We start from the raw sequence: 21611 nt of genomic DNA on the forward strand, positions 1-21611 counted from the left end.
AATGTTTATGTTTTTAGTTTCAGGGCAAAGATAACTGCCCTACCAGTTACTTTTTAAAAATGTTTAAGAGTTGCGTGTTTATTTATGCCAAAATTTGATGGTAGTAATCAATTAACGACAATGAATATCTTTTTAAAGTATGATCCTTACTCCAAAATGTATCATATGCGTTTTTACTTAATCTTTCAGCCAGATCATCATCCGAATATATCCTTTTAATTTTATCGGCTAAATCTGGTACATTTTTTGACTTAAAAATCAATCCGTTATCTCCATCTGTCACAATTTCGCGCGCGGAAGTACAATCCGATATAATAATTGGTATACCGCACGATGCTGCCTCCTGAACAACTAATCCATAGGTTTCATATAAAACAGACGGAAACACCAATACTCTTACATCTTCTAATATCTTATTAATTTGTTCTTTACTTTGCCATCCCATAAAGTTTATGGTGGGATGTTCATTTGTAAGCTTGTTTAGTTCAGGCCCTTCGCCAACAACAAGCGCCTCGGTAAGGTTTAACGACTCGATCGCCCGGCAAAAATAGGAAATGCCTTTTTCAACAGATACCCGCCCTACGTATATTATCTTGCTATTCTTTAAAATGTTTACCCTGGGCTTTTTTACAACATCAATAGGGTTTTCGATAAAGCACGTCGATTTAAATTTTGATATATAGGGCTTAAGCACATCGTAAGATAGCCTTGAGAGTGCGATGAAGTTTACTTTATTTTTAAATTTTCTGAAAACATTTCTTTCTATTAAAGACCTGTTAACCCGAAACATTTTATAGAAATAACTCCTTGAATCGCAATTTGATGTGATACAACCAACAGACAGCGGGGTTTTGTGGCAGATATGTTTATCGGGATAATTATAGAAGCTGCCGTTTGGACAGTAAATAAAAAAATCGTGCAGTGTTATCACAACTTTAAAACCAGATTGCAACGCAGCTGATATACAACTTACAGAAAGCGACTTGGTCCATCCGTGAACGTGTACAATGGTTTTTTCAGGATCGAAATCTTTTAGCAAATCAAACATCGCCTGCTCGGATCCTTTATTCCACAGGCCCTGAAATATTGCTTTGAATTTGTTGGTTGCCTCTAACAGTACTTCTTGGTTAAGATGTTGTATATGTATCCGTTCGGAAGACAACAGCGCATCATTGATTTTACCCGAAGCACAAAAGTAATGCACATCTATATCTTCTCTGCTTAATCCTACAGTTGTATCAACAGCTATTTTAGCGGCTCCTCCGTTTATATTACCAAAATCGTTAACTATTATAACTTTTAATCGCTTATTTGTCATTATGTTCAATATTCGCTCTTTAATAATTTATGCTTTTGGTGTATGCTTATAACTATAATGGTTACACAATTAAAACCCCTATAAACACCCAAATAAATAACATAGTTAATGCTGGAAAAGCAAAGAAATATATTAAAGAGCTTAAAAGTCCGGCTACAAGTATATCCGAAGATTTTTTATTTGCCTTTTTAAATACAAAATATATAAAAACGAAAAATGTAATAAATGCAAGCCCACCATATTCTGACAGGATTTCCACATAAATATTATTAGGTATTGTCTTAGCGTTTCGGTCAAAAATGGCTATTTGATTGTAATGATTATAATGTAAACTAAAATTGGCAGCACCTACACCCAAAAACGGATTATCCCAGGCCATCTCGAGAGCTACCAATGTAAAATTAAGTCTTTCGGTTTTTGAATAGATGTCATTTCGATCTTCAACCGTATCGGCAGTGCCAAATATTTTATTGTAGAATATTTTTTTAAACCCATCGCTAAAATTTATCAGCACAGCTAACAATACTACTATTGAAATCATACCTAAAAACAATTTCCTTTTGTATTGTTTATACTTTTGGTATATAAATATCAACAAAAACAAAAATGAGCAAAATATAGCTGTGGTTGAGAATGCTGTTATAATAGTCAGAAAAAACAGGATAGCCAATCGTGTCTTTTTATAGTAAATAGCCAATACGCCCGATATAAAAAGGTAAAAACCCATGTAGTTCCCCTCTTTAAATGTACCGGCTCTGATGATGATATTGCCAAATCCCTTTTGAGGATCAGGTTCCATACCAGGCAATAAAAAAACAGGTAGTCTTAACAGACCAGAGACAAACAGGTACCAGGCGTACATGGATGCTGCAACAGCGCCCCAGAAAAAATACTTGATATATCTCTCATTATCTTTAAAAGCACTATACGTTAAAAACATGGCAGCAAATGCCAAAACGATATAGATAAACTTTAAAACACTATCAACAAGTGGGTCAATACGCGAATTGCTAAGATCTAACTTGTATGGATATTTATAAAAAGCGTTGATAACAACAGAAACAAAAACAATTACAACAAATGCGAAGCAGGTTATAAAGATAGGCTTACTTAATTTTTTATGCAGTAATTTACCGGTTATAACATTAAATATAACCCATAAGATCAAAAATATCTCCGAGAGCTTTAATGGGAATAAGATATTGATGCTTAGTGCTTGCGAAAACGGCAGAAAAAATAAAAAAAGCTTAATCAACCAATCATTAACATCGATCCGGCCAATGTCATACTGAGATGTAGTTGTTATTGCAGAATTATTTATCGCGTTGTCCATAAACTATTTACAGTAAACAAAGATCAAACATTTACGCCCATCTTCTGCAACAGTGTGCGTACATAATACTTCGTCATTTGAAATACATAGTAATACGAAGCCATAAATAGGCCTGCTTTTCCTGTTGTTCTGCAAACTTTATAATGCTCTTTAAACAGTTTGCTACCGTTCGAACTTGCTCCTCCCTGGGCCATTCTAACCGTTACCTTGTCCATAAATGCGGTTTTAAACTTTTTGCCCGGGCGAAGTAATATTTCATAATCACTGCAAATAGCCCATTGGGTGTCATAAAGCCCATATTCTTTAAATAATGCTTTATTGTGCATTGACCCGGGATGCGCTATGGTGTTTTTATAGCGATCTTTTTCCCACTTCCAAGCCTGGCCTAATGTTTTAACTATTTTATCATGCTTATTTACCAAATGTATCCTTGAGGATACGTACTGTAACCCCGGATCATTTAACGAGGTAATTATTTCAGCATAATTAGACAGTGCATCGGGGTAAAACTTGTCATCAGAGCCAATAAAACAAATCCAATCGCCTTTGGCAAGCTTTACACCCTTGTTCCAGGCATCGTATATACCGCTATCAGGTTCAGAAATCCATTTAGATACCACATCTTTATATTGATCAATTATGTTTAACGTATCGTCTTTTGATGCGCCATCAACAATTATATATTCAAAATTCTTATAGGTTTGTTCTTTAATGCTTTTGATTAACGCTTCGAGCACAGCCCCCGAATTATAGGTAGATGTTATAATGGTTATTAATGGTTCTGTTTTCATGTTTATCAATAAATTGGGCAAGTATCTTTACACGTAATTATTCAATATTCCTACGTATAAATTTTGCGGGGTTACCTGCCCATATCTCGCCTGCCGGTATACTTTTAGTTACTACCGATCCGGCACCAACAATACTATATTTGCCAATAGTTACACCTTTTAATACAATAGAATGTGCTCCTATAAAAGCATGATCTTCAATAATTACAGGTTTTGTTTTAGCAAGAGTTATATCTTCTGTCGGACTGTTACGTTCAGCGGCGTTTAACGAATGAAAATCGGTATCGTATATAACAACATTGCCACCTAATTTAACATGGTTACCAATGGTAACGCTATTATTGCAAACAATGGCTATACAGCTTGCCCCTACATCATCTGCAATTGCCAGGTGAGCGTTGGGGCCGACTACAAAATAACATGGCTGTTGCCTTCCAATTTTATTATAGTGCCTGCCGTTATTAATTGTAAAGCTTCTTCCGATAGTAAATTTACCTTTCAGGCTTACGTTGATCACAGGGCGGCCGTGAGTAACAAAATCATTAAAAAAAACAACTCCGTTTAGTTTGAGTTTGGCCCATGTTACGATCCAGGAGCATAAATCGTCGATTTTATAAAAAACCAACTTACAAACTTTATAAAACACTCTTAACAACCTCATTTAGGCCGCAAAGATACATTTAAATTATTTTATGCTCATCAATAAATTCTTCGACTGAAGAAAACTGTTCGATGTTTCGCTGTATCCACTCATCACCTTTATCCCACCACTTAATTTTTAGCAGGTTATCAATATCTTCATCTTTAAACCTTTTTTTTATAAGTTTTGCCGGTACCCCACCTACCAGTTCATAGTCACCTACATTTTTATTGACTACAGAGTTTGCTGCGATTATTGAGCCATGGCCAATGCTAACCCCATCAACAATTAAACAGTTGGCGCCAATCCAAACATCATTGCCAATTGTTACCTCCTCAAAGCTTTTATAGGTATCTCTGCCGATAAAGCTTTTTAGAAAATTAGGCTGATTGTTGAATGTTGCAGGGTGGGTGCTTATATGAGTGGATGACGGGTGTTTACCTGGCGCTATTCTTACATTAGGACCAATGGAGCAAAACTTGCCGATATTAGCGTTACTTATCGAGCAGTTATCGCCACAGTAGCTAAAATCGCCAAAATTACAGTTATAAATTTGCGAGTAGCGCCCAAGCCAGTTGTATCTGCCAAATACAGTGCCACTTACAATTGTTTTGTAACTTATTCTAAGATGTTTCCCCCAGTTTCTTAATTGATAATACACCTTACATTTAATCCATTTGAAATAATCAAATAACGGATTCATAAAAAGGCCCTTGTCAATATATTGTTTCATGTGATACTTTATAACTACAAGCTACAAATTTATCTTTTTATAATTCTTTTAATTTTATTTACTACCCGTTTGCTTATGTTGGAATATGGTTTATGAATATTAAAGTGACCTGCAGAGCAAATGTCGTCTTGCTGGGTATTGGGGAGTGAAAAAACAGGATGCTGCAACGGGAAGGTCATCTCTTCGTTTTTCATTTCTTTTAACAGTTTGTTGGCTGTTTTGGTATGGGTGGCATTGTTATCAAACCCAATATTTTTAATGAGGTTAACAGAGGGCCTTATACTCATACCGTTGTTTGTCCAAACGGTATACATCCATTGAAAATCCCAGGTATCTACCTGTCCGTTGTAAACATCTTTAAAATTTTTTAGCCAATATTTTTGGACTTCGGGTTTGGCCCAAATACTTTTTATAACGTTATTCTTTTCAAAATCAGGGAAACTCTTTATAGCCGGATCATAGTAATTCCAGGCACGGCGCCATGTTGCCCACCCCCATATTAAGCAATATTTTGAAAAATGATAACTCTCACCTACAGCAGTAATATTAGCTTGCGATGTTGTACCATCGATATGCCAAACACGATCATCGTCTTTATATTTAATAAGCAGATCGGCACAAAAAGAAAAAAAACTTTCGCTTGGCAGACAGTCATCTTCTAAAATAATGCCCATCTCTTCATTTTCAAAAAACCAGGTAATTGCAGTGTTGACCGCTACTTTACAACCAAGGTTTTTTTCTCTGAACAAGGTATGTACTTCACAATCCCAATCAATATCGGCAACTATTGCCCTGGTTTGGGCACAAAGTTCATGTTCACCATTTTTGCTAGCACGGGGGCCATCGGCAGCAATGTACAATTTATTGGGTTTATTTTTCTTTATAGCATTAAATGTAAGTTGGGTACATTCTGGCCTGTTAAAAATTAAAAACAAAACGGGCGGACGATAATTCAGTTTCATATAGTTTAATTAATCTCCCAGCAGTTGATATGTTTTTGCTACAAGTCTTGAAAACAAAGATGGTTTGATTTTTTTGCCCATAAATTTACCCGAAAATAAACCATCTGCCTCAAAATATTTAAATTCTGTTCCAAAAATAACGCACCAGTATCCAAACTTTATTGCGCTGTCATTTGGGGATGCAGCTGGTCTATTTTTAATGTAGTTCAGTACATCCTCATGATCTACAGGTGATATCACGCCCGCCATATGTTCATAAAAGGCTTTTCTTAATAATATTGCGGGTTTATTCCAAAAAACCGCTTCAATACCCGTGGTTGATCCAAATGTGATCACCAGATCTACCGCTTCCATAAGCGCATAGGTATCAATGGTTTCTTCGGAGCGTATTATCGTTAAATTTGAAAATTTTTCAAGCGTATTTATCGCTTTATTTTGTGCATTATCCAGCCCTTTAAGATTTGGATGTACCCTCAAATAAAAGTGATAGCGAGGCTGATCAATAAATGATTTACATATTTCTTCGATAGCTATATTATCATCTTCATACAAGGTGTTCTTAAAATCAGGAATGCCTTCATACTCATCCATAGATGAGTTAAAGATGCCAATATTTATTTTTGACATATCGAATCCCTTGGGTAAATTTCCTTCCTCCTGCTCGCCTGTAAACACGCTCCATGACTGTACTACCTTATTCCTCCTATCAACAAAAAATTGTTTTCCTATAGCATATTTGTTTTCAGGGCCATTTCGCCATACGTCTTCTATTTCATCTTTAATAAATAAGATGGAGTGCGGAGTGGCATTTTTTCGGAGCATATACCTGCTTATTTGTCCGCCGCGCTCATGCGTATAAAAATCAATGCCCTTTTTTTCACACAGGCGCATTAATGGCCGGTATTCCAAAAACCGACCGTTAAACATAATAACAACGTCGGGCTTAACTGATTCTAAAACCTGCTCGCCACGCTCATGTACCATAATGGCTGTTTGTAACCCCTCTTGTATCTGTTTTTTATATTTTATAGTATCAAATTGATGGTCTCTTGTTGAAGATATCAATGAAGAGGCAACCGCATAGCCAACATCGCTGCCCTTGTAAGTAAACTCTTTTAATGCATCTACTGATGAAAACGATTGCTCGCAATTTATTTCTCCAATGTTAAATTGTGATAGCCTTAAAATACGTTCATCGGGTATCTTTAATATTGATATGCCAGCTTTTACTTTCGACCTACAGTTATAGCAGATAGATTTTTTATGATCAGGGTTAATAAAACAAGTTTTGAGGTCAGATTCGCATGTTAAAAAAAACACTTCATGCCCTTCGCGCATTGCTTTAGTTGCCACTTCCATTTCTGTTTCCAAATGCGGGGTTTCGGCACAGCAACTATATATCAGATATCGCATATTTAACCTCTTTTAGAATAATTTTTTTGATGAATATCCCCACTGCAGCCAACAAAAACACAGTGATCATGATTTTGAAAATAACACCTGCATCTTTACACAGGTACGCTGTTAAAAACAGAGCTATGTTAACACCAAAATGAAACACACATAATTTAATGATATTGATATACTTGTTTAAAAAAAGCCTGTTTTCTTTGTTTAGCAAACCCGCAAAACCGAAAATCATGTATGAAAAATAGGTAACACCCAATGCGGCCCAAATTCCATAGTAAGGAATCAAGATTATATTGCCAGCTATATTTACGCCCGCGGCTGTTAACGAGATGACTGAAACGGAAAATGTTTTGTTTTTAATAGACAACGGGTAAGTAAAAAATGTATAAATACTCCAAAACATATACGAGCACAAAACAACGATAGCAATAGGATATGCTTCTCTTAGCTCTGGTTTTCTGAAAAGGAAAAAGAAGATCTCTTTTGTCCACAAACCGCCTGAAAATAAAATGCAGGATATAAGCAATGGGATAAATATCATCGACCTTTTAATAAAGGTTTTATGTTGCTCAGTGTCGTTCCTAAAGCCATCTTGCAGCTTTTTGGATAGCGCCTGAAATACACCATTTATGATGATATTGCTTTGAGAACCCAAATTATACCCCTGACTATACAAACCAATACTTCTTATGGGAACTTTCATATAATCGAGCAACAGCCGATCGGAGATACCCAATATATAAAGTGACAATTGATGAGGGGTTAATGGTAACCCTATTTTAAGCGCCTTTTTAACAAATATTAGCTTCAAATTAAAAACAGGAAATAGCATTTCTTTAACAAAAATCCTCCTGGCGTAGTAGATATAGCTCAGTAAAACAGTAATAGGCAATGAAATAATCCACCCCAGGTAGCCCATTTTAAAATACCTGATAGTTATAAATGTAATGCCTGTAGTGATGAGGCCCGTTAAAGCCGCACCATAAGCATAAGGCAGGGCCTTTTCTTTGAGTACGTAATAGTTAACAACAATAATATCAATTGGAGAAAGTATAAGGTAAGTACTAACCATTATTAAAACTGCCAGCCAATTGTTACCTAATTTATCAATAAAAGTAAGGTAAATAATGAGGGATAAAATAATACTGCTTACCAAACCGGCCATAATCATTAAACCGAATGATCTTTTCCAAACCAGCTTATAGTTTTCCCTATGGGTAAAAAATGAGTTTTGAAGTAAGATGTTTTGGCCCAGCACAATAACAATTTGAAATATGGATACATAGGCCATTACAAGTCCGTATATACCGTAATCCTGCAAGGTTAGATATGGACTTATTAACGGAAGTATCAATAAGGACGCAGCGAAAGAAACTTTAGGTAGTATAGTATATATCAGAGAATCCCGGAATATTTTTCTTTTAGAAATATCCATATCGGCTTTGAAGGCTATTCATTTATCATAATTTTTCGATCAGGAGCTGACCGTAGGTGTACGGGTACTGAAGTGCCAGCGACTTTATCTTATCGTTGGCGTATTTTATTTGTACCGGCGGGTATGTCTGGCCAAACATGCTATTGGCAAATTCAATCTGGAACAACAAACGTGAATTGGTTACAAGCTCTTTACCTTTATGAAAACCACGTGTATCAACTGCTATGATCGTCCCCCTTTTCCCACAAATTTCTAACATGTTTTGCTTACCGTAAGCTTGTTCAATTTCTTCGTCTGTAAATCGTCCATCACGCGCCAAACTAGCAGGTAATGTGGTATGCGATCCTTTTACGTAACAATGTGGGCCGGTATTTGTGTCAACATCGGTAAGATAGAAGAAGAATTTCATAAACTTTATTCTATCCATATCAAAATGGTACATCTGTGCTGCTGCCGATTTAACCTCACCGCTAAAAGGTGCACTCCACCAAAATGCCAAAAGATCCAATATCGGCTTAACGCCTAAATACTTTTGTGCAAATGCCAAAAGGGTTTGGTCAAAAATCAAGTTTTGTATTGACGCTAACTTCACGATCGAGTTATCATCGAACTGATATCTCGCGCTTATTGGCTTTGATAAGTCAAATACTATCTTTTCAGGAGAGTAATCCTGTGTGTCTTTATCCAGGTAATTTACAGGCTCTGTTACGGCAAAATTGTATATTTCGTCTACAATACTGTCCGGCAATGTTTTATCAAAAATATAAAAGCCGTCCCTTTTCATTTGATCAACCATTGCGTTTAATTCCGCATCGGTAGGTTTACCCAGTACGCCTTCGGTTGTTATATGCTGGTATTTACCTACCTTTTTATTAATGGTTGCCGAAATACGGTCGTTAGATTCCCCTCTGGTTGAAACAAACATTTGCCTCATCATTTGATAGGCATCCGGAGTGGTTGTGCCGGTTTTTTCAAACAGATCAAGCCCTTGTTTCAATTTATATCCGTGCCAGTATTTTTTTAGCAGACCGATCATGCCGTTTCTATTTTAGTTATTGAAAATGAAGGGACCGTTTGTGTGTTGTTCGTTTTAAATTCGATAATAACACATAAAAACCGTTTTAGTTCGCAAGTTAAGTCCCGATATAAATGATTTGTTACCTTATTTTGCAAAGGCTGATGTTGATTTAAAGAGAGTTCTTTTTTCAAAATACCACGAGCTATAGGCACATCAGCTATCAGCTCTTCACCGGCCCAAACCGCCATTAAACCCTCCTCATGTATTTCACCGGATAAAATTAGTGAATTTCTTTCAGATCTTTCTAAAATACAAATAGCTGTACCCCAACAAGGTAAGCCATTTTCACCCGTTCCACTGTGATCAAACCCCTTATAAAAGTATGGTCTTTCTGCTATTTTATCAGAGTTAATCTGGGATGGCGGAGTGAACTCTAAGCGTTTTTTTATAAATTTTGCCGGCGAGCCAGCCCAGATTTCATATGGTGGGATATTGGATTTAACAAATGAATTTGCGCCTATGATTGCTCCCCTGCTTACAACAACTCCCGATGCAATAACGCTGCCTTTCCCAAGCCAGCAATCTTCTTCTATGATTACAGGTTTATTATGCACGCTAAATTTATCCGCCGAATCAATTAAAAGGGCATCTTGTTGTTTAATAGGCAGTTCAGGCTGGTAGTTGTAGTGATGATTGCCGGAGGATAAAAAAACATCCGGAGCCAGTAATGTATCGCGGCCAATGTTAACCGTACCTAATATTTTGCACCTGTCCTGGATCGAAACATTTTTTTCTAAGATAATTTTACTACCGTAGTTAGTTTGAATTTCGACATCGCGGCCTATCCAGCACTTTTCTTCTATAATTATATTGGCTTCTTTATTTACCGGTTGAGTAACCAAAAGCCTGGACCCGTTTTCAATATACGAATGATTGCTAACCTTAATATTGGCTTTATTGACAAATTCGACCCCATCAAAATACCGGCCATTCAATATACCTCTCGCTTTAATACGAAGAATTGATTTAATTATAGCTAAAAGCATTTTAAAATATCCCACTATCGTATTGTTTGAATTAATATTCGGGGCCTCAAAATTAACAGGTAAAGTTTGATAATTTGTTGCTAAAACATTTCCGTGGTTAATCCGGTTCCCCGTTCCACATCAGTTTTGAATGTTTTGCCCAAAACCTCATTATAGTATTTGGGATGCATGCCATAACCCGGGCGTATCGATCTTACGTTTTCGCTGGTTATTTGTTCGCCTGCTTTTACATCCTGTACAACATAAAGCGATCTCGAAAATTCTCTCCCGCTCTTCTGGTTTTTTGTGAGGGTATAATCTACATATCCGCTGGCTTTTTCGGCTTCTCTTACAGCTTTAACCATTGCTGTAAATTCTTCTTCATTCATAGAGAATGACGCATCCGGACCACCTATCGCCCTATCTAAAATAAAATGCTTTTCGATGATTTTTGCACCATATATCGTAGCTACAACGGGTGCAGTGCTACCCATCGTATGATCAGATAAGCCACTTATAACCCCAAATCTGTCTGCTAAATCTTTCACCATTATCAGGTTAGCCTCCTCTATGGGTGCCGGATAACTCGATGTGCATTTTAACAATGCAATATCGCTGTTCCCCTTTCTTTTGCAGGCATCTATGGCCAATTGAATATCTTCAAGTTCGGCAATACCTGTAGATATGATTACCGGTTTCCCTTTTGATGCCACATATTCAATTAACGGAATATCTGTTATCTCAAAGGACGCGATCTTATAGGCGGGGGCGTTCAGATTTTCCAACAGGTCGACAGCTGTAAAGTCAAATGGTGATGAAAAACATACCAGCCCCTCGGCTTCGGCCACCTCAAATAATTGTTTGTGCCACTCCCAGGGGGTATAAGCTTCCTGATAAAGCTCATAAAAATATTTATCGTCCCAAATGGTGCCTTGCTTTAGTCTAAAATCTTCTTTTTTAGAATCAATAGTCATTGTATCGGCCGTGTAGGTTTGTAGTTTAATACAATCTGCACCGGCGCGTTTTGCTGCCTTAATGGTTTCGATAGCATTTTCTAAACTGCCATTATGATTCGCGGATAATTCTGCGATAATAAATACAGGGCTATTTGCTGTTATATTACGTGGTCCAATTTTCATCTTAATTAATATTTCTAATTAAACAAAAAGCTTCGGCATATTCAACGCCTGTTGCTATTCCCCATCGTTGTGCAACTATTTTTAATGCTTCGGGAGAGCGGGGATGCGGGTATGCCCTTTTTTCAAACTCATATGATTCCATAGCTTTTATTTTAGCGTTCAGGCCTTGCTCTGTGACCGAAACAAAAAGATTTGGAATAAAATGTTTGGGATCTGATGATGCCCGCCATTCTGTACCAGACATGGTTTCAAATGTTATGATAGTTTTAACTGTTTCGTGAGCCATTGGCCTGCAACAGGTTATTACGGCTTCAAATGTTCTTTGATGATCAATATTTACATCGCCACCATGATGTGTAAATATTACATCCGGAACAAAATCTTGCTTTTCTTTTTCAATTACTTTGATGATATCCAGTAAATCAACAGAATCAAACCGATTATCGGCAAAATTATATATTGAAACGCTTTGGTATCCTATCGCTTTTTGTGCGTTATAAATGTTAGCCCGGTGAATATTTAGCTGTTCATTCCACAGGGTAGTATCCCGCACATCTGATCTCGAGGTAATACCTTCTCCAAGTATAACTACATGTGTACTAACGCCATAGTCTGATACCAAACGGTTCATGGTGGCACCTAAACCCAATATCTCATCATCGGGATGTGCAACAACAATTAAAATTTTTTTATTTCTTAATGATTCTAACATTAGCGGTTAATTCATTTTCACTTAAAATATCAGCTTTGGTAAATTCAAATCTGAACTTTTCATTTTCCAAAAAAGCATGCGGATAACCATCGGCATCCAGCATTCGTATTATATCGTATAATTTTTCGATATCCTGTATTTCATCACTTATCAAACTTTGCTCTGGCTTTCTTCTTTTAAAGTAAACAGGCTCTCCGGTTTGTTTTACCGGCTTTATATCATTGTTAATGATATTCTCTATCATTTGTTCTATTACATTTCCGGCCCGTTTAAATATCTCGGTAGCTGTACCGTTTAATTGTAAGTCGGCTTTCATGTATATATCACCGGTATCAATCCCATTATCAACTTTTATCGCACTAATTTTAGTGCTTTTATGCCCTCTGACGATTAGGTTTTGCAAAGGGCTTCCTCCTCGGCCATAGGGCAAATCAGTCATGTGAAAAACAATACAATTATACTTATTATAAACATCCTCCGGAATGATCCATGACCAATGAAGAAAAAAAATATGAGCCGGTTTAATGTCCTCTAAGTTCTCTAAGTTGAGCTCTTCTTTGCTTTTTATTCCAATTGCATTGTACTTTAATAACAGGTTGTTTTGTACTTGATTTAAAGTAGGGTTGCAATTGGCTATAATTATCTTTTTCATTCAAAGATCGCTTATAATTTTCACAAATTTAACTATATCAGTAGTTGTAGATGTCACATTATATCCCAATTTTTTAAATACTTTAACCGACGCTGAGTTTTCGGCAAGCACCTCTCCTTCAATGACATGAATATCAATATCTGCTTCCTCTAATAGCACGTTCAGACCTTTTTTCAATAAGATGGTTCCTAATCCTTTATTTTGATATGCGGGATCGATCAAATAACTTATAGTTGCCACGTTTCCTTTTACATCAAACCTGATCGAACCAAACAAATTATTTTCATATTCGCCCACATAATAAAAACAGTCGGCACTTTGCAGTTTGCTTACAAACCATTTTTTGTGAACATCGTAAGGTATAGCTTCTTTATTATAAAAAAATTTTCTAATATCTGTATTATTAGCCCAGGCAAAGGTTTTTTCGATATCGTTTATGTTAGCTTTTCTTAAACTAACATTGTCTTCGTTATTGAGTTGTAAAAAGCAGTTTAACAATCTTTTCCCCGAATTGCCATCTATTACTTTTTTACTTTTTACCGGCTCACCAAGCACTTTCTTTATAGCATTAACAATATCACTTTCTGAAAACTGGCCCGCACTTTCAAAAGCATTCAATTCGCGGTATTTTTCGAAAAAGTACTTTTGATTATCTACGTACATACCCGAAATAATTTGGGGGCCTATTGATAACACTTCCTGCAAAATACCACTGCATGGTACAATGGCTAATTGGGCTTGTGCAATCAAATCAACCATGGTTTCGGAGTTAACCGCACGATTTAAAAAAAACCGTGGGTCTCCGGCTATAGTTTCGATCAATGAATTCGAAAAGTTATAGGCCGCGCCGGTTACCAAAATAATTTTTTTAAACGTTTTATACCGCTTAATAATACTTGCAACAAGCTGCGTTATGTTTTTACTGTCAGAACCTCCAAAACAAACAAAAACGGTTTCTATTTCATTTTTGCTTATAGCCTGTTTAGTGTTGTTTAAAAATGGGGGGCGCAATAATGCATAATCTGGTCCTAAGGCAAATTGTGTAAAGTACTTTGCCCGATAATCTGCCGCACCTACTCCGGGGGCATGATTGATGATCAGATCGGCCAGGTAATCCTGATTATGCAGATCGTCAATAAACACCAGCTTACAGCCTGTTGATTTTATTTGTTTTTGATAGTCAACGTCGAAGCTATATCCATCCAGAACAATAATATCATGATGGTTAATTAAACTAAAAAATGCAGACTCGTGACTAACAGATTGGTAAGCAAAGCCGTTGCTCTCTATTTCGCTGATAATTTCGGGCGGTATTTCTTTACTAATAAAAGTAATTTTAAACATGCCTTGCAACATTTGTGCTAAAGCTATACTACGCACCAAATGGCCTAATCCTATTTGTGCGTTACCATCAACCCTAAATTTTACGGTGCCTGCTGCTTTCAATTAATTTAGCCTTTTGAACCCTGAATGGCAAATTGGTCCTTCTAACAAACTTTCAATCTGCTGGCCGCCTTTTTCGCACTTTGCTATTGTTGCAAATACTTCATCTAACGCATTAAAATACAATTCAAATTTATCATCAGAATGTTCGGTACATGCATAAAAACTTGTGCTTGCCAAAAAGCCTTTTTTCAGCATTTCCTGTGCAATTAAGGTTTTATAAGCCAATGTATTTTCACTGTTAAAGCTGTAAGTACTTAAAGCTGGGATACCCGCTATGGTTATTGGTAGCTGATGTGCATCAGACAATTTTTGCCAACCCGATTGCATTTTTTGACCAATGGCCGTGATAAGCTCCCATGATTTAACCTTTTCCATTACTTTTAATGTGGCCAATGCAGCAGTGGGGCCAATACGTTCTGTCCAGAAAGTGCTGCTGATAAAGGTGGTTTGAGCTGCCTCCATCACCGATTTTTTACCAACAACAGCAGTTAATGCGTAGCCATTACCTATGGTTTTGCCATACATAGCCATATCGGGTTCAACCCCATATTTTTTGTAGATACCGCCGAATGTTTCTCTGAAACCAGAAGTACATTCATCAAAAACAAGCACTATATTTTTACGGGTGGCTAACTCTCTTACTTTTTGCAGAAAGTTATCTTCGGGACCAAAATTGCGTACCACCTCCATTTTAATTACACCTATTTCATTATTTTCAACTATAGACACCAATTCTTCGTAGTTGTTGTAATGAAAAGGGTAAATCGTATCTTTTAAATTTTTGGGCACTCCTTTAGGGCTTAAACCCGGTATCAAATGGCCGGACAGATCGTCGCCACCATTATGGTTAGCCGATAAATACCAATCGTGCCAGCCATGGTAGCCACAAATGGCTACTTTATCGCGGCCGGATGCCGCCCGGGCAATACGAATAGCAATTGAATTGGCTTCGCCGCCGCTGCGTGCAAAACGCACCATATGCGCCCATGGGTTTAGTTCCATAAGCTTTTCGGCAAGGTACACCTCTTCGGGGCAACTCAATGTGCTCATGTTACCATTTTTTACAGTTTCCATTACAGCTGCATCCACTTCATCATTACCATATCCCAAAGTATTGGTACCTATGCCCATAATACACATATCAATCAGCTCGCGGCCATCGAGATCCCATACCTTACAGCCTTTTGCCTTTGAAAAATAAGATGGCCACAGATCTGGTAAAAACATTTCGGGCCTTTTTGACAATAACATTGTGCCACCCGGTATAAGTGTTTTTGCTTTTTTGTATAATTCTTGTCCTGCTCCCATGTGTTAATCATTTTTAAGAGATTTCAACATCCCTTCGTTTCTAATAATATTTCCGTTTATGTGATCGAGCTTATCTTTTATAATATGCTCTGTATAAGTTATCCATGATCTGTCGGTTCCCAGGTCGTTAATAACCCTGGTGATCAGCTCCAAATCGCGGGGTTCATCAACAGTCATCCTGATATCCGAATAATTCTGACGGCATGGAAAGTTAACTGATGTAAATAAACTGCCGTTTTTAAAGGTTGAGTTATTACGTATATATGGTGTAACGTGCTCTCTTTCCGATTTCAAACCTGCTTCTTTCCATGCTTTTTCAAGCGCTGTAAATTTAAATACTTCTACGTCCTGGCCATCCGGAAAATGTTCTTCTAAAACGTTCGAAGCATAATCAACATCATTTATCAATGCAAGTGCTATTACCGCATCAACCAGGTTGGGATCTATCAGCGGGCAATCGGATGTTAAACGAACTACCCATTGCGGATTTTCTTTTACAGCGGTTTGATAAAACCGATCCAATACGTCATCAACAGAACCGCGTGAAGTTTTAAATCCCCAGTCTTTGCATAAGCTTTCAATGGCATCGTCTTCATTATTTACAGTTGTTGCCACAACAATATTTGTGGGTAGCTTACATTTTTTTAAGCGTTCCAGTTGTATTTTTAATAGCTCATCACCATTAATTTTTAAAAGTACTTTGCCAGGTAAGCGGGTGCTTCCTATGCGGGCCTGTGTTATGAGTAATATTTTTATTGCTTCCATAAAGACGGATTTAGCAGATCACTGTTTTTTATACGGATGTCATTGATGCTGTTTATAATACCTGCGGTTAAGCTTTCATCGGCATTAGCCAGGTTTTGATTTAACTGCTCCAGTGTATCAACACCAATTAAAATATGATCAATATCGGGTTGCTGAAGGCAATAGTTTAATGCCATTTTTTGTATTGATATTTCTGTACGGGCACTTAGCTGCTGAATGTATGTCAATTCATTAATCAGCGCTTTAACTGTTTCGTTTGGGTTTTGCAGGGAGCTAAAAAACAGGCCTTGTAAAAAAGCCGAGCGTGTATGTATTATTTTGCCCCGGGCTTTCGCTTTTTTTATAGCCTGTCCGCGCTGGTTGATATTATCAAACAAATTAAATGGCAACTGTATGATACTGATGTTATCATCTGCTATTACATCTTCCATTTGTTGATTAGTGTAAACAGATACTCCTAAATGCTTAACCTTACCATTGTTTTTGTAGGTGTTTAACCTGCCAACAGATTGCTGATTATCTTTATATGTTTGATACGAATGAAAAAGCAGCCCTTCAAGTTGTTTTACATGCAGCTCGTCAAGATATTTTTCAATCTTATCTTCTATCTTTTCATCAATATGATGAGGCAACTTGGTAATAACATTAAAAACCTGGTGAGGGTATTGCCGATGGAACTGCCCAATGATGTCATGAGCGTTGCCATATGCTTCGGCGGTATCCAAACAACGAACTCCGGATTGATGGGCCGCATTAAGAATAGCGTTTACAGTTTGTTGTGTTGGCTTACCCGTAGTGTTATTTATACCATAATTGAGCCCGAACTGTACGGTACCTAAAACTATTTTATTTATAGCTTGCACTAATATCCTTCTTTAATAAAGAAACACTGTACTTGTCATGATAATTATCTGTTGCATCTAATTTTCTTTCGGAGTGGTTCCAGGTAGATTTATCTAAAAGATAGTATAATTTAGATGCTGTAAAAACCTCATCGTAGTTTTGTTTGAAAGAAAATGCAGAAAATTCTTTAATGTGATGGTACGCATTTTTCAATGCCGTTTCTGAAAAGAAATCGACTATAATTAAAATGCCGCCATTTTTGAGTACCCGATCAATTTCTGATAAGACTTTAAAAAAGATATTTCTATCTATCACATAAAAAACAAAACCTACAATAATTACGTCCATTGCTTCATCTTCAAAACCAGACAAATTATCGGCGGTTCCGTTTATAAAGTTTACACGCGGATAATTAGTCTGCCCATACGCAATGGCATCTTTGGATGGTTCTATCCCAAAAACAGAACTGTTTGGAAACAATTCAAGTATACCGTTAAGCCTGTATCCGGCCGAGCAACCAATTTCTAATACAGTTTCAGGATTTATGTTATACTCCTTAATTAAACTCAGAACTTTATCTTCGGTTTTTGAATAATTAAGTAATACTGATTTGTTTCGATGAAACCAGGCGTCGGCTTCGTATCCGATAAAGGCATTTGTTTGTTGCTTATTATTCATAATACTCTGATATTTTAGCTATAACAAATCGTTGTTCGTCTTGTGATAAAGTTGGGTACATGGGCAAACTTATGCAATGCCTGTAATATTTTTCAGAATCAGGCATATCGCCTTCCTTCCAGCCAAATTGCTTGTAATAAGGCATTAGGTGACAAGGGATATAATGAATTTGTGCAAATATGTTATTTGTCCGCAGGTAATTATACAGCCCCAGCCTGTCTTCTGTTTCGATGACGTACAAATGATATGCATGGCCATCAACTACACCAGATTGGCCTTTAATAAACGGCTTGCCTTTAAATGCCTGGTAATACGTGTCAGCAATCTCTCTTCTCCGGTCTAATCCCTGGTCTGCTCTGGTTAACTGACTTATTCCTAAGGCTGCCTGAAAATCGGTTAACCGGTAATTATAGCCAAGCTCCTGCATCTCCATATACCAGCCGGGATAAGTATCGGTATTTTCAACCCCATTAGCAAAATCGGCACTATTGGTATATAACGCTTCGTTTTTGGTAATACCGTGAGTACGTAACTTTAATAATTTATTATATAGCTCTTCGCTGTTTGTAGTGATCATTCCGCCTTCGCCACAAGCAATATGTTTTACCGGGTGAAATGAAAATATTGCCAGATCGGCAAAGTTACCGTTGCCACAGTTTTGTTTTACACCTTTGCTATCTGTAAAGTATCCTCCGGGCGCGTGGCATGCATCTTCTATTATCCACAGGCCAAACTCATCTGCCAGCTCTTTAAATTTTTCCAGATTTACTGCATTACCGGCAAAATCGACAGGGATAATACCTTTATAAGTACCAGCCGGCGCCGCTTGCAGTAAAGCCCTTACCTTATCAATATCCAGTAAATATGTTTCGGGATCAATATCTGCAAATACAACTTCGCCATCACAATACCTAATGCAATTTGCCGATGCTGCAAACGTAATAGGTGTGGTAATTACCTTATCGCCCTGGGTAACACCTAAAGCTAATGTGCACAAATGTAATGCGGCTGTACCGTTAGCTACAGCTACCGAATATTTGCAGCCAATGTATTTTGAAAATGCCTGTTCAAATTCTACTATCTTGGGCCCCTGAGTCAAATAGTCGGTCTGCAGGGTTGTAATAACTGCCTGTATATCGTCTTCAGTAATATTCTGTCTGCCGTAAGGAATAGCTTTGCTCATAAATTATGCTTCAAATGTTGGATCTACGTGTTCGGCAATTAATGTTCTCAAGCTTTCTACAGTTTCCCACTCGGTATTTTGGCCCGATGAGTAGTTAAACCCCTGCGGTACAAGTTTTGCGTTAAACTTTTTAACATAGTTATCAAGATTCCAGCAGGGTACCTGGGGCAATATTACGTAGTATTTACCCAGATCGTAAGTTGTGAACGAGTCGGAACTTGTGATCATTTCCTCATGGATCTTTTCGCCCGGGCGAATACCGGTAATACGGTGTTCGCATTCGGGCCCAATTGCCTCTGCAACATCCATAATTTTATAGGATGGTATTTTAGGTACAAATAGCTCTCCGCCCCAGGCAGTGTCTAAGGCATGTAATACCATATCAACTCCGCCTGCAAGCGAGATGTTAAATCTCGTCATGGTAGGATCGGTAATAGGTAAAACACCTTCTGCTTTCTTTTTAAGGAAAAATGGTATTACCGAACCATTAGAACCCATTACATTACCATATCTAACAACAGAAAAATTGATGTCCTTTTTACCTCTTATATTATTGGCTGCAATAAATAGCTTATCCGAAGTTAATTTGGTAGCTCCGTAAAGGTTAATAGGCGCACAGGCCTTATCTGTTGATAAAGCAACAACTTTTGTAACATCAGAGCTTAACGCTGCTTTAATCACATTTTCGGCACCGCCTATATTGGTTTTAACACATTCATCCGGGTTATACTCGGCTATGTGTACGTGTTTCATGGCGGCAGCATGTATCACATAATCAATATCGGTGAATGCCCTTTTTAAACGTTCCAGATCGCGTACATCGCCAATAAAGTACCGGATAGCCGGATATTTACTGTCCGGGTAATCCTGGGCCATTTGAAATTGCTTTTGTTCATCCCTGGAGTAAATAACCAGACGTTTAACGTCGGGCCATCTGGTTAAAATAGTTTTTGTTAACTCTTTACCCAACGAACCAGTGCCACCAGTTATTAATACAGATTTATTCGAAAACATTTTATTTGGTTTGTTTATTTTATCTTTTTTTTAAATTATGCAGGTGGATAATACACTTTTTTATTGCGGTATCCAACTTATATTTTGTTATGCCATGTATTGCCCCGGTTGGTACAGACTATTAAAGAACAAAGTTGGCAGATAGTTTTTTAAAAACTAAAATAACGATAGCCAATACCCCCCCGGCAATACCTCCGGCAATCAATGCTATCAATTTGCGTATTTTGGTTTTCTCTAATGGCAATATCGGCCGGTCAATAATTTGTATCAGTGGTGTTTCTTTTCGTAAGGCCATTTTAGAGACCTCGAGGTTACGTACCAGTTCGCTTAAAATTGCCTGATCGGCCTGGACATCAACTTGCCGCCGTTGCGATTTTGTTTTTAATACCAGTCTGTTTGGGTTTGCATTAGGGATATCATCCATAGATGAGGCAACGCCGATAATTGCCTGATTTAATTCCTGGCGAATAGAATCGGTTTGATGCTGAAGGATTGCAACATTTTTTGCAGATTTTTTGGTTTTGGTATCGATGTAAAAATCAGATACTGTTTGTGTCAATGTTTCTGCAAATAATTTTGCAAACAATTCGTTTCCTGAAGTTACTTTAACCGATGTAATACTTCCGCCTTTGTCTTTCTTTTCGACAGCTAACGCACTGGTAGCCAGCACCTTGTAAAATTGGCCCAATATACTATCTTTTTGCAAGGTAAATTTCGAGCGATCTTCATCAGGTAAAAATCGGATATTTTTCAGATTATCTGTTGTATTCCAAATATCTCTAAAATTGTTAAAAGAAATATAATACTCGGCCAATGTTTGTGTTTTGCCACTGATGTTAACCGGTGTCAGCAGTGTTTTTTCAATCATTGCCCGCGATTGCATAAGTTGCATCAAATTATCCCCACTAAACACGCCGCCGCCACCACCGCCGCCAATATCAATACCTAACTGGCTTGCTAAACCAATAGTCCCGCTCAATCCGCCGGTAGAATTATCTTCTAACGCAAAAGTCAACTCTGCCTTGTAAATTGGTTTTTTAAGCAGTGCATATCCTATACCTACCGCTCCTCCAAGCAAACCCGCAATTAAAATAACCTTCCATTTTAAAAGCAGAAACTTATACCCGCGCCTTAATTTTAAAATAATATCTCTTAACGATATTTCATTATCTTCTGTACGTTTAGCCAAAGTACTTTTTTCCATTG

21 protein-coding genes are annotated in these 21611 nt (G+C 37.3%); all 21 read right to left on the reverse strand.

The window, feature by feature from the left end; all coding sequences use genetic code 11:
- Window positions 1-82 precede the first annotated feature (82 nt).
- Complete coding sequence (locus tag ACFGVR_RS21455) at window positions 83-1318, reverse strand: glycosyltransferase family 4 protein (protein WP_448699631.1); 1236 nt, start codon at window positions 1316-1318, stop codon at window positions 83-85.
- Between the two features lie 61 nt (window positions 1319-1379).
- Window positions 1380-2651 (reverse strand): O-antigen ligase family protein, encoded by a 1272-nt coding sequence (locus ACFGVR_RS21460; protein WP_448699633.1) that lies wholly within the window; start codon window positions 2649-2651, stop codon window positions 1380-1382.
- Between the two features lie 23 nt (window positions 2652-2674).
- Complete coding sequence (locus ACFGVR_RS21465; RefSeq protein ID WP_448699634.1) at window positions 2675-3442, reverse strand: glycosyltransferase family 2 protein; 768 nt, start codon at window positions 3440-3442, stop codon at window positions 2675-2677.
- A gap of 37 nt (window positions 3443-3479) precedes the next feature.
- Complete coding sequence (locus ACFGVR_RS21470; protein ID WP_448699636.1) at window positions 3480-4067, reverse strand: DapH/DapD/GlmU-related protein; 588 nt, start codon at window positions 4065-4067, stop codon at window positions 3480-3482.
- Window positions 4068-4122: 55 nt separating this feature from the next.
- A complete protein-coding gene (locus ACFGVR_RS21475) occupies window positions 4123-4815 on the reverse strand; it encodes a CatB-related O-acetyltransferase (RefSeq protein WP_448699637.1) in 693 nt (230 codons plus the stop codon).
- Window positions 4816-4844: 29 nt separating this feature from the next.
- On the reverse strand, window positions 4845-5777 hold the full coding sequence (locus tag ACFGVR_RS21480; RefSeq protein ID WP_448699639.1) for a nucleotide-diphospho-sugar transferase: 933 nt from the start codon (window positions 5775-5777) through the stop codon (window positions 4845-4847).
- Window positions 5778-5786: 9 nt separating this feature from the next.
- Window positions 5787-7148: a capsular polysaccharide export protein, LipB/KpsS family gene (locus tag ACFGVR_RS21485; protein ID WP_448699641.1), complete on the reverse strand. Its 1362-nt coding sequence runs from the start codon at window positions 7146-7148 to the stop codon at window positions 5787-5789.
- Between the two features lie 22 nt (window positions 7149-7170).
- On the reverse strand, window positions 7171-8622 hold the full coding sequence (locus ACFGVR_RS21490) for an oligosaccharide flippase family protein (protein WP_448699643.1): 1452 nt from the start codon (window positions 8620-8622) through the stop codon (window positions 7171-7173).
- A gap of 25 nt (window positions 8623-8647) precedes the next feature.
- Complete coding sequence (locus ACFGVR_RS21495; protein ID WP_448699645.1) at window positions 8648-9658, reverse strand: phytanoyl-CoA dioxygenase family protein; 1011 nt, start codon at window positions 9656-9658, stop codon at window positions 8648-8650.
- Window positions 9655-10686, reverse strand: a complete 1032-nt coding sequence (locus tag ACFGVR_RS21500) for an acyltransferase (RefSeq protein ID WP_448699647.1) — start codon at window positions 10684-10686, stop codon at window positions 9655-9657. The genes ACFGVR_RS21495 and ACFGVR_RS21500 overlap by 4 nt, the downstream gene beginning before the upstream one ends.
- Before the next feature lie 80 nt (window positions 10687-10766).
- Window positions 10767-11804, reverse strand: coding sequence for a pseudaminic acid synthase (gene pseI / locus ACFGVR_RS21505; protein WP_448699648.1), 1038 nt, complete (start codon window positions 11802-11804; stop codon window positions 10767-10769).
- Between the two features lies 1 nt (window position 11805).
- Window positions 11806-12516 (reverse strand): PIG-L deacetylase family protein, encoded by a 711-nt coding sequence (locus ACFGVR_RS21510; RefSeq protein ID WP_448699650.1) that lies wholly within the window; start codon window positions 12514-12516, stop codon window positions 11806-11808.
- The gene (locus ACFGVR_RS21515) at window positions 12494-13168 is read right to left on the reverse strand and encodes a formyltransferase family protein (protein WP_448699651.1); all 675 of its coding nucleotides are present in this window, start codon (window positions 13166-13168) and stop codon (window positions 12494-12496) included. The genes ACFGVR_RS21510 and ACFGVR_RS21515 overlap by 23 nt, the downstream gene beginning before the upstream one ends.
- Window positions 13169-14614, reverse strand: coding sequence for a UDP-2,4-diacetamido-2,4,6-trideoxy-beta-L-altropyranose hydrolase (pseG, locus tag ACFGVR_RS21520; RefSeq protein WP_448699652.1), 1446 nt, complete (start codon window positions 14612-14614; stop codon window positions 13169-13171).
- On the reverse strand, window positions 14615-15922 hold the full coding sequence (locus ACFGVR_RS21525) for an aminotransferase class III-fold pyridoxal phosphate-dependent enzyme (protein WP_448699654.1): 1308 nt from the start codon (window positions 15920-15922) through the stop codon (window positions 14615-14617).
- A 3-nt stretch (window positions 15923-15925) separates the two neighbouring features.
- Complete coding sequence (locus ACFGVR_RS21530; protein WP_448699655.1) at window positions 15926-16687, reverse strand: cytidylyltransferase domain-containing protein; 762 nt, start codon at window positions 16685-16687, stop codon at window positions 15926-15928.
- Complete coding sequence (locus tag ACFGVR_RS21535) at window positions 16675-17550, reverse strand: aldo/keto reductase (protein ID WP_448699657.1); 876 nt, start codon at window positions 17548-17550, stop codon at window positions 16675-16677. Before ACFGVR_RS21535 ends, ACFGVR_RS21530 begins: the two co-directional genes overlap by 13 nt.
- Entirely contained in the window at window positions 17534-18208 is a 675-nt protein-coding gene (locus tag ACFGVR_RS21540) for a class I SAM-dependent methyltransferase (protein WP_448699658.1), read from the reverse strand. Before ACFGVR_RS21540 ends, ACFGVR_RS21535 begins: the two co-directional genes overlap by 17 nt.
- Window positions 18201-19391, reverse strand: coding sequence for a UDP-4-amino-4,6-dideoxy-N-acetyl-beta-L-altrosamine transaminase (gene pseC, locus ACFGVR_RS21545; RefSeq protein WP_448699660.1), 1191 nt, complete (start codon window positions 19389-19391; stop codon window positions 18201-18203). The genes ACFGVR_RS21540 and pseC overlap by 8 nt, the downstream gene beginning before the upstream one ends.
- Before the next feature lie 3 nt (window positions 19392-19394).
- The gene (pseB, locus tag ACFGVR_RS21550) at window positions 19395-20405 is read right to left on the reverse strand and encodes a UDP-N-acetylglucosamine 4,6-dehydratase (inverting) (protein WP_448699662.1); all 1011 of its coding nucleotides are present in this window, start codon (window positions 20403-20405) and stop codon (window positions 19395-19397) included.
- 121 nt (window positions 20406-20526) lie between these two features.
- Window positions 20527-21609 carry a lipopolysaccharide biosynthesis protein gene (locus tag ACFGVR_RS21555; protein WP_448699664.1) on the reverse strand — a complete coding sequence of 361 codons (1083 nt, stop codon included), beginning with the start codon at window positions 21607-21609 and terminating at the stop codon, window positions 20527-20529.
- Window positions 21610-21611: the final 2 nt, after the last annotated feature.

This window comes from Mucilaginibacter aureus (assembly GCF_053514885.1).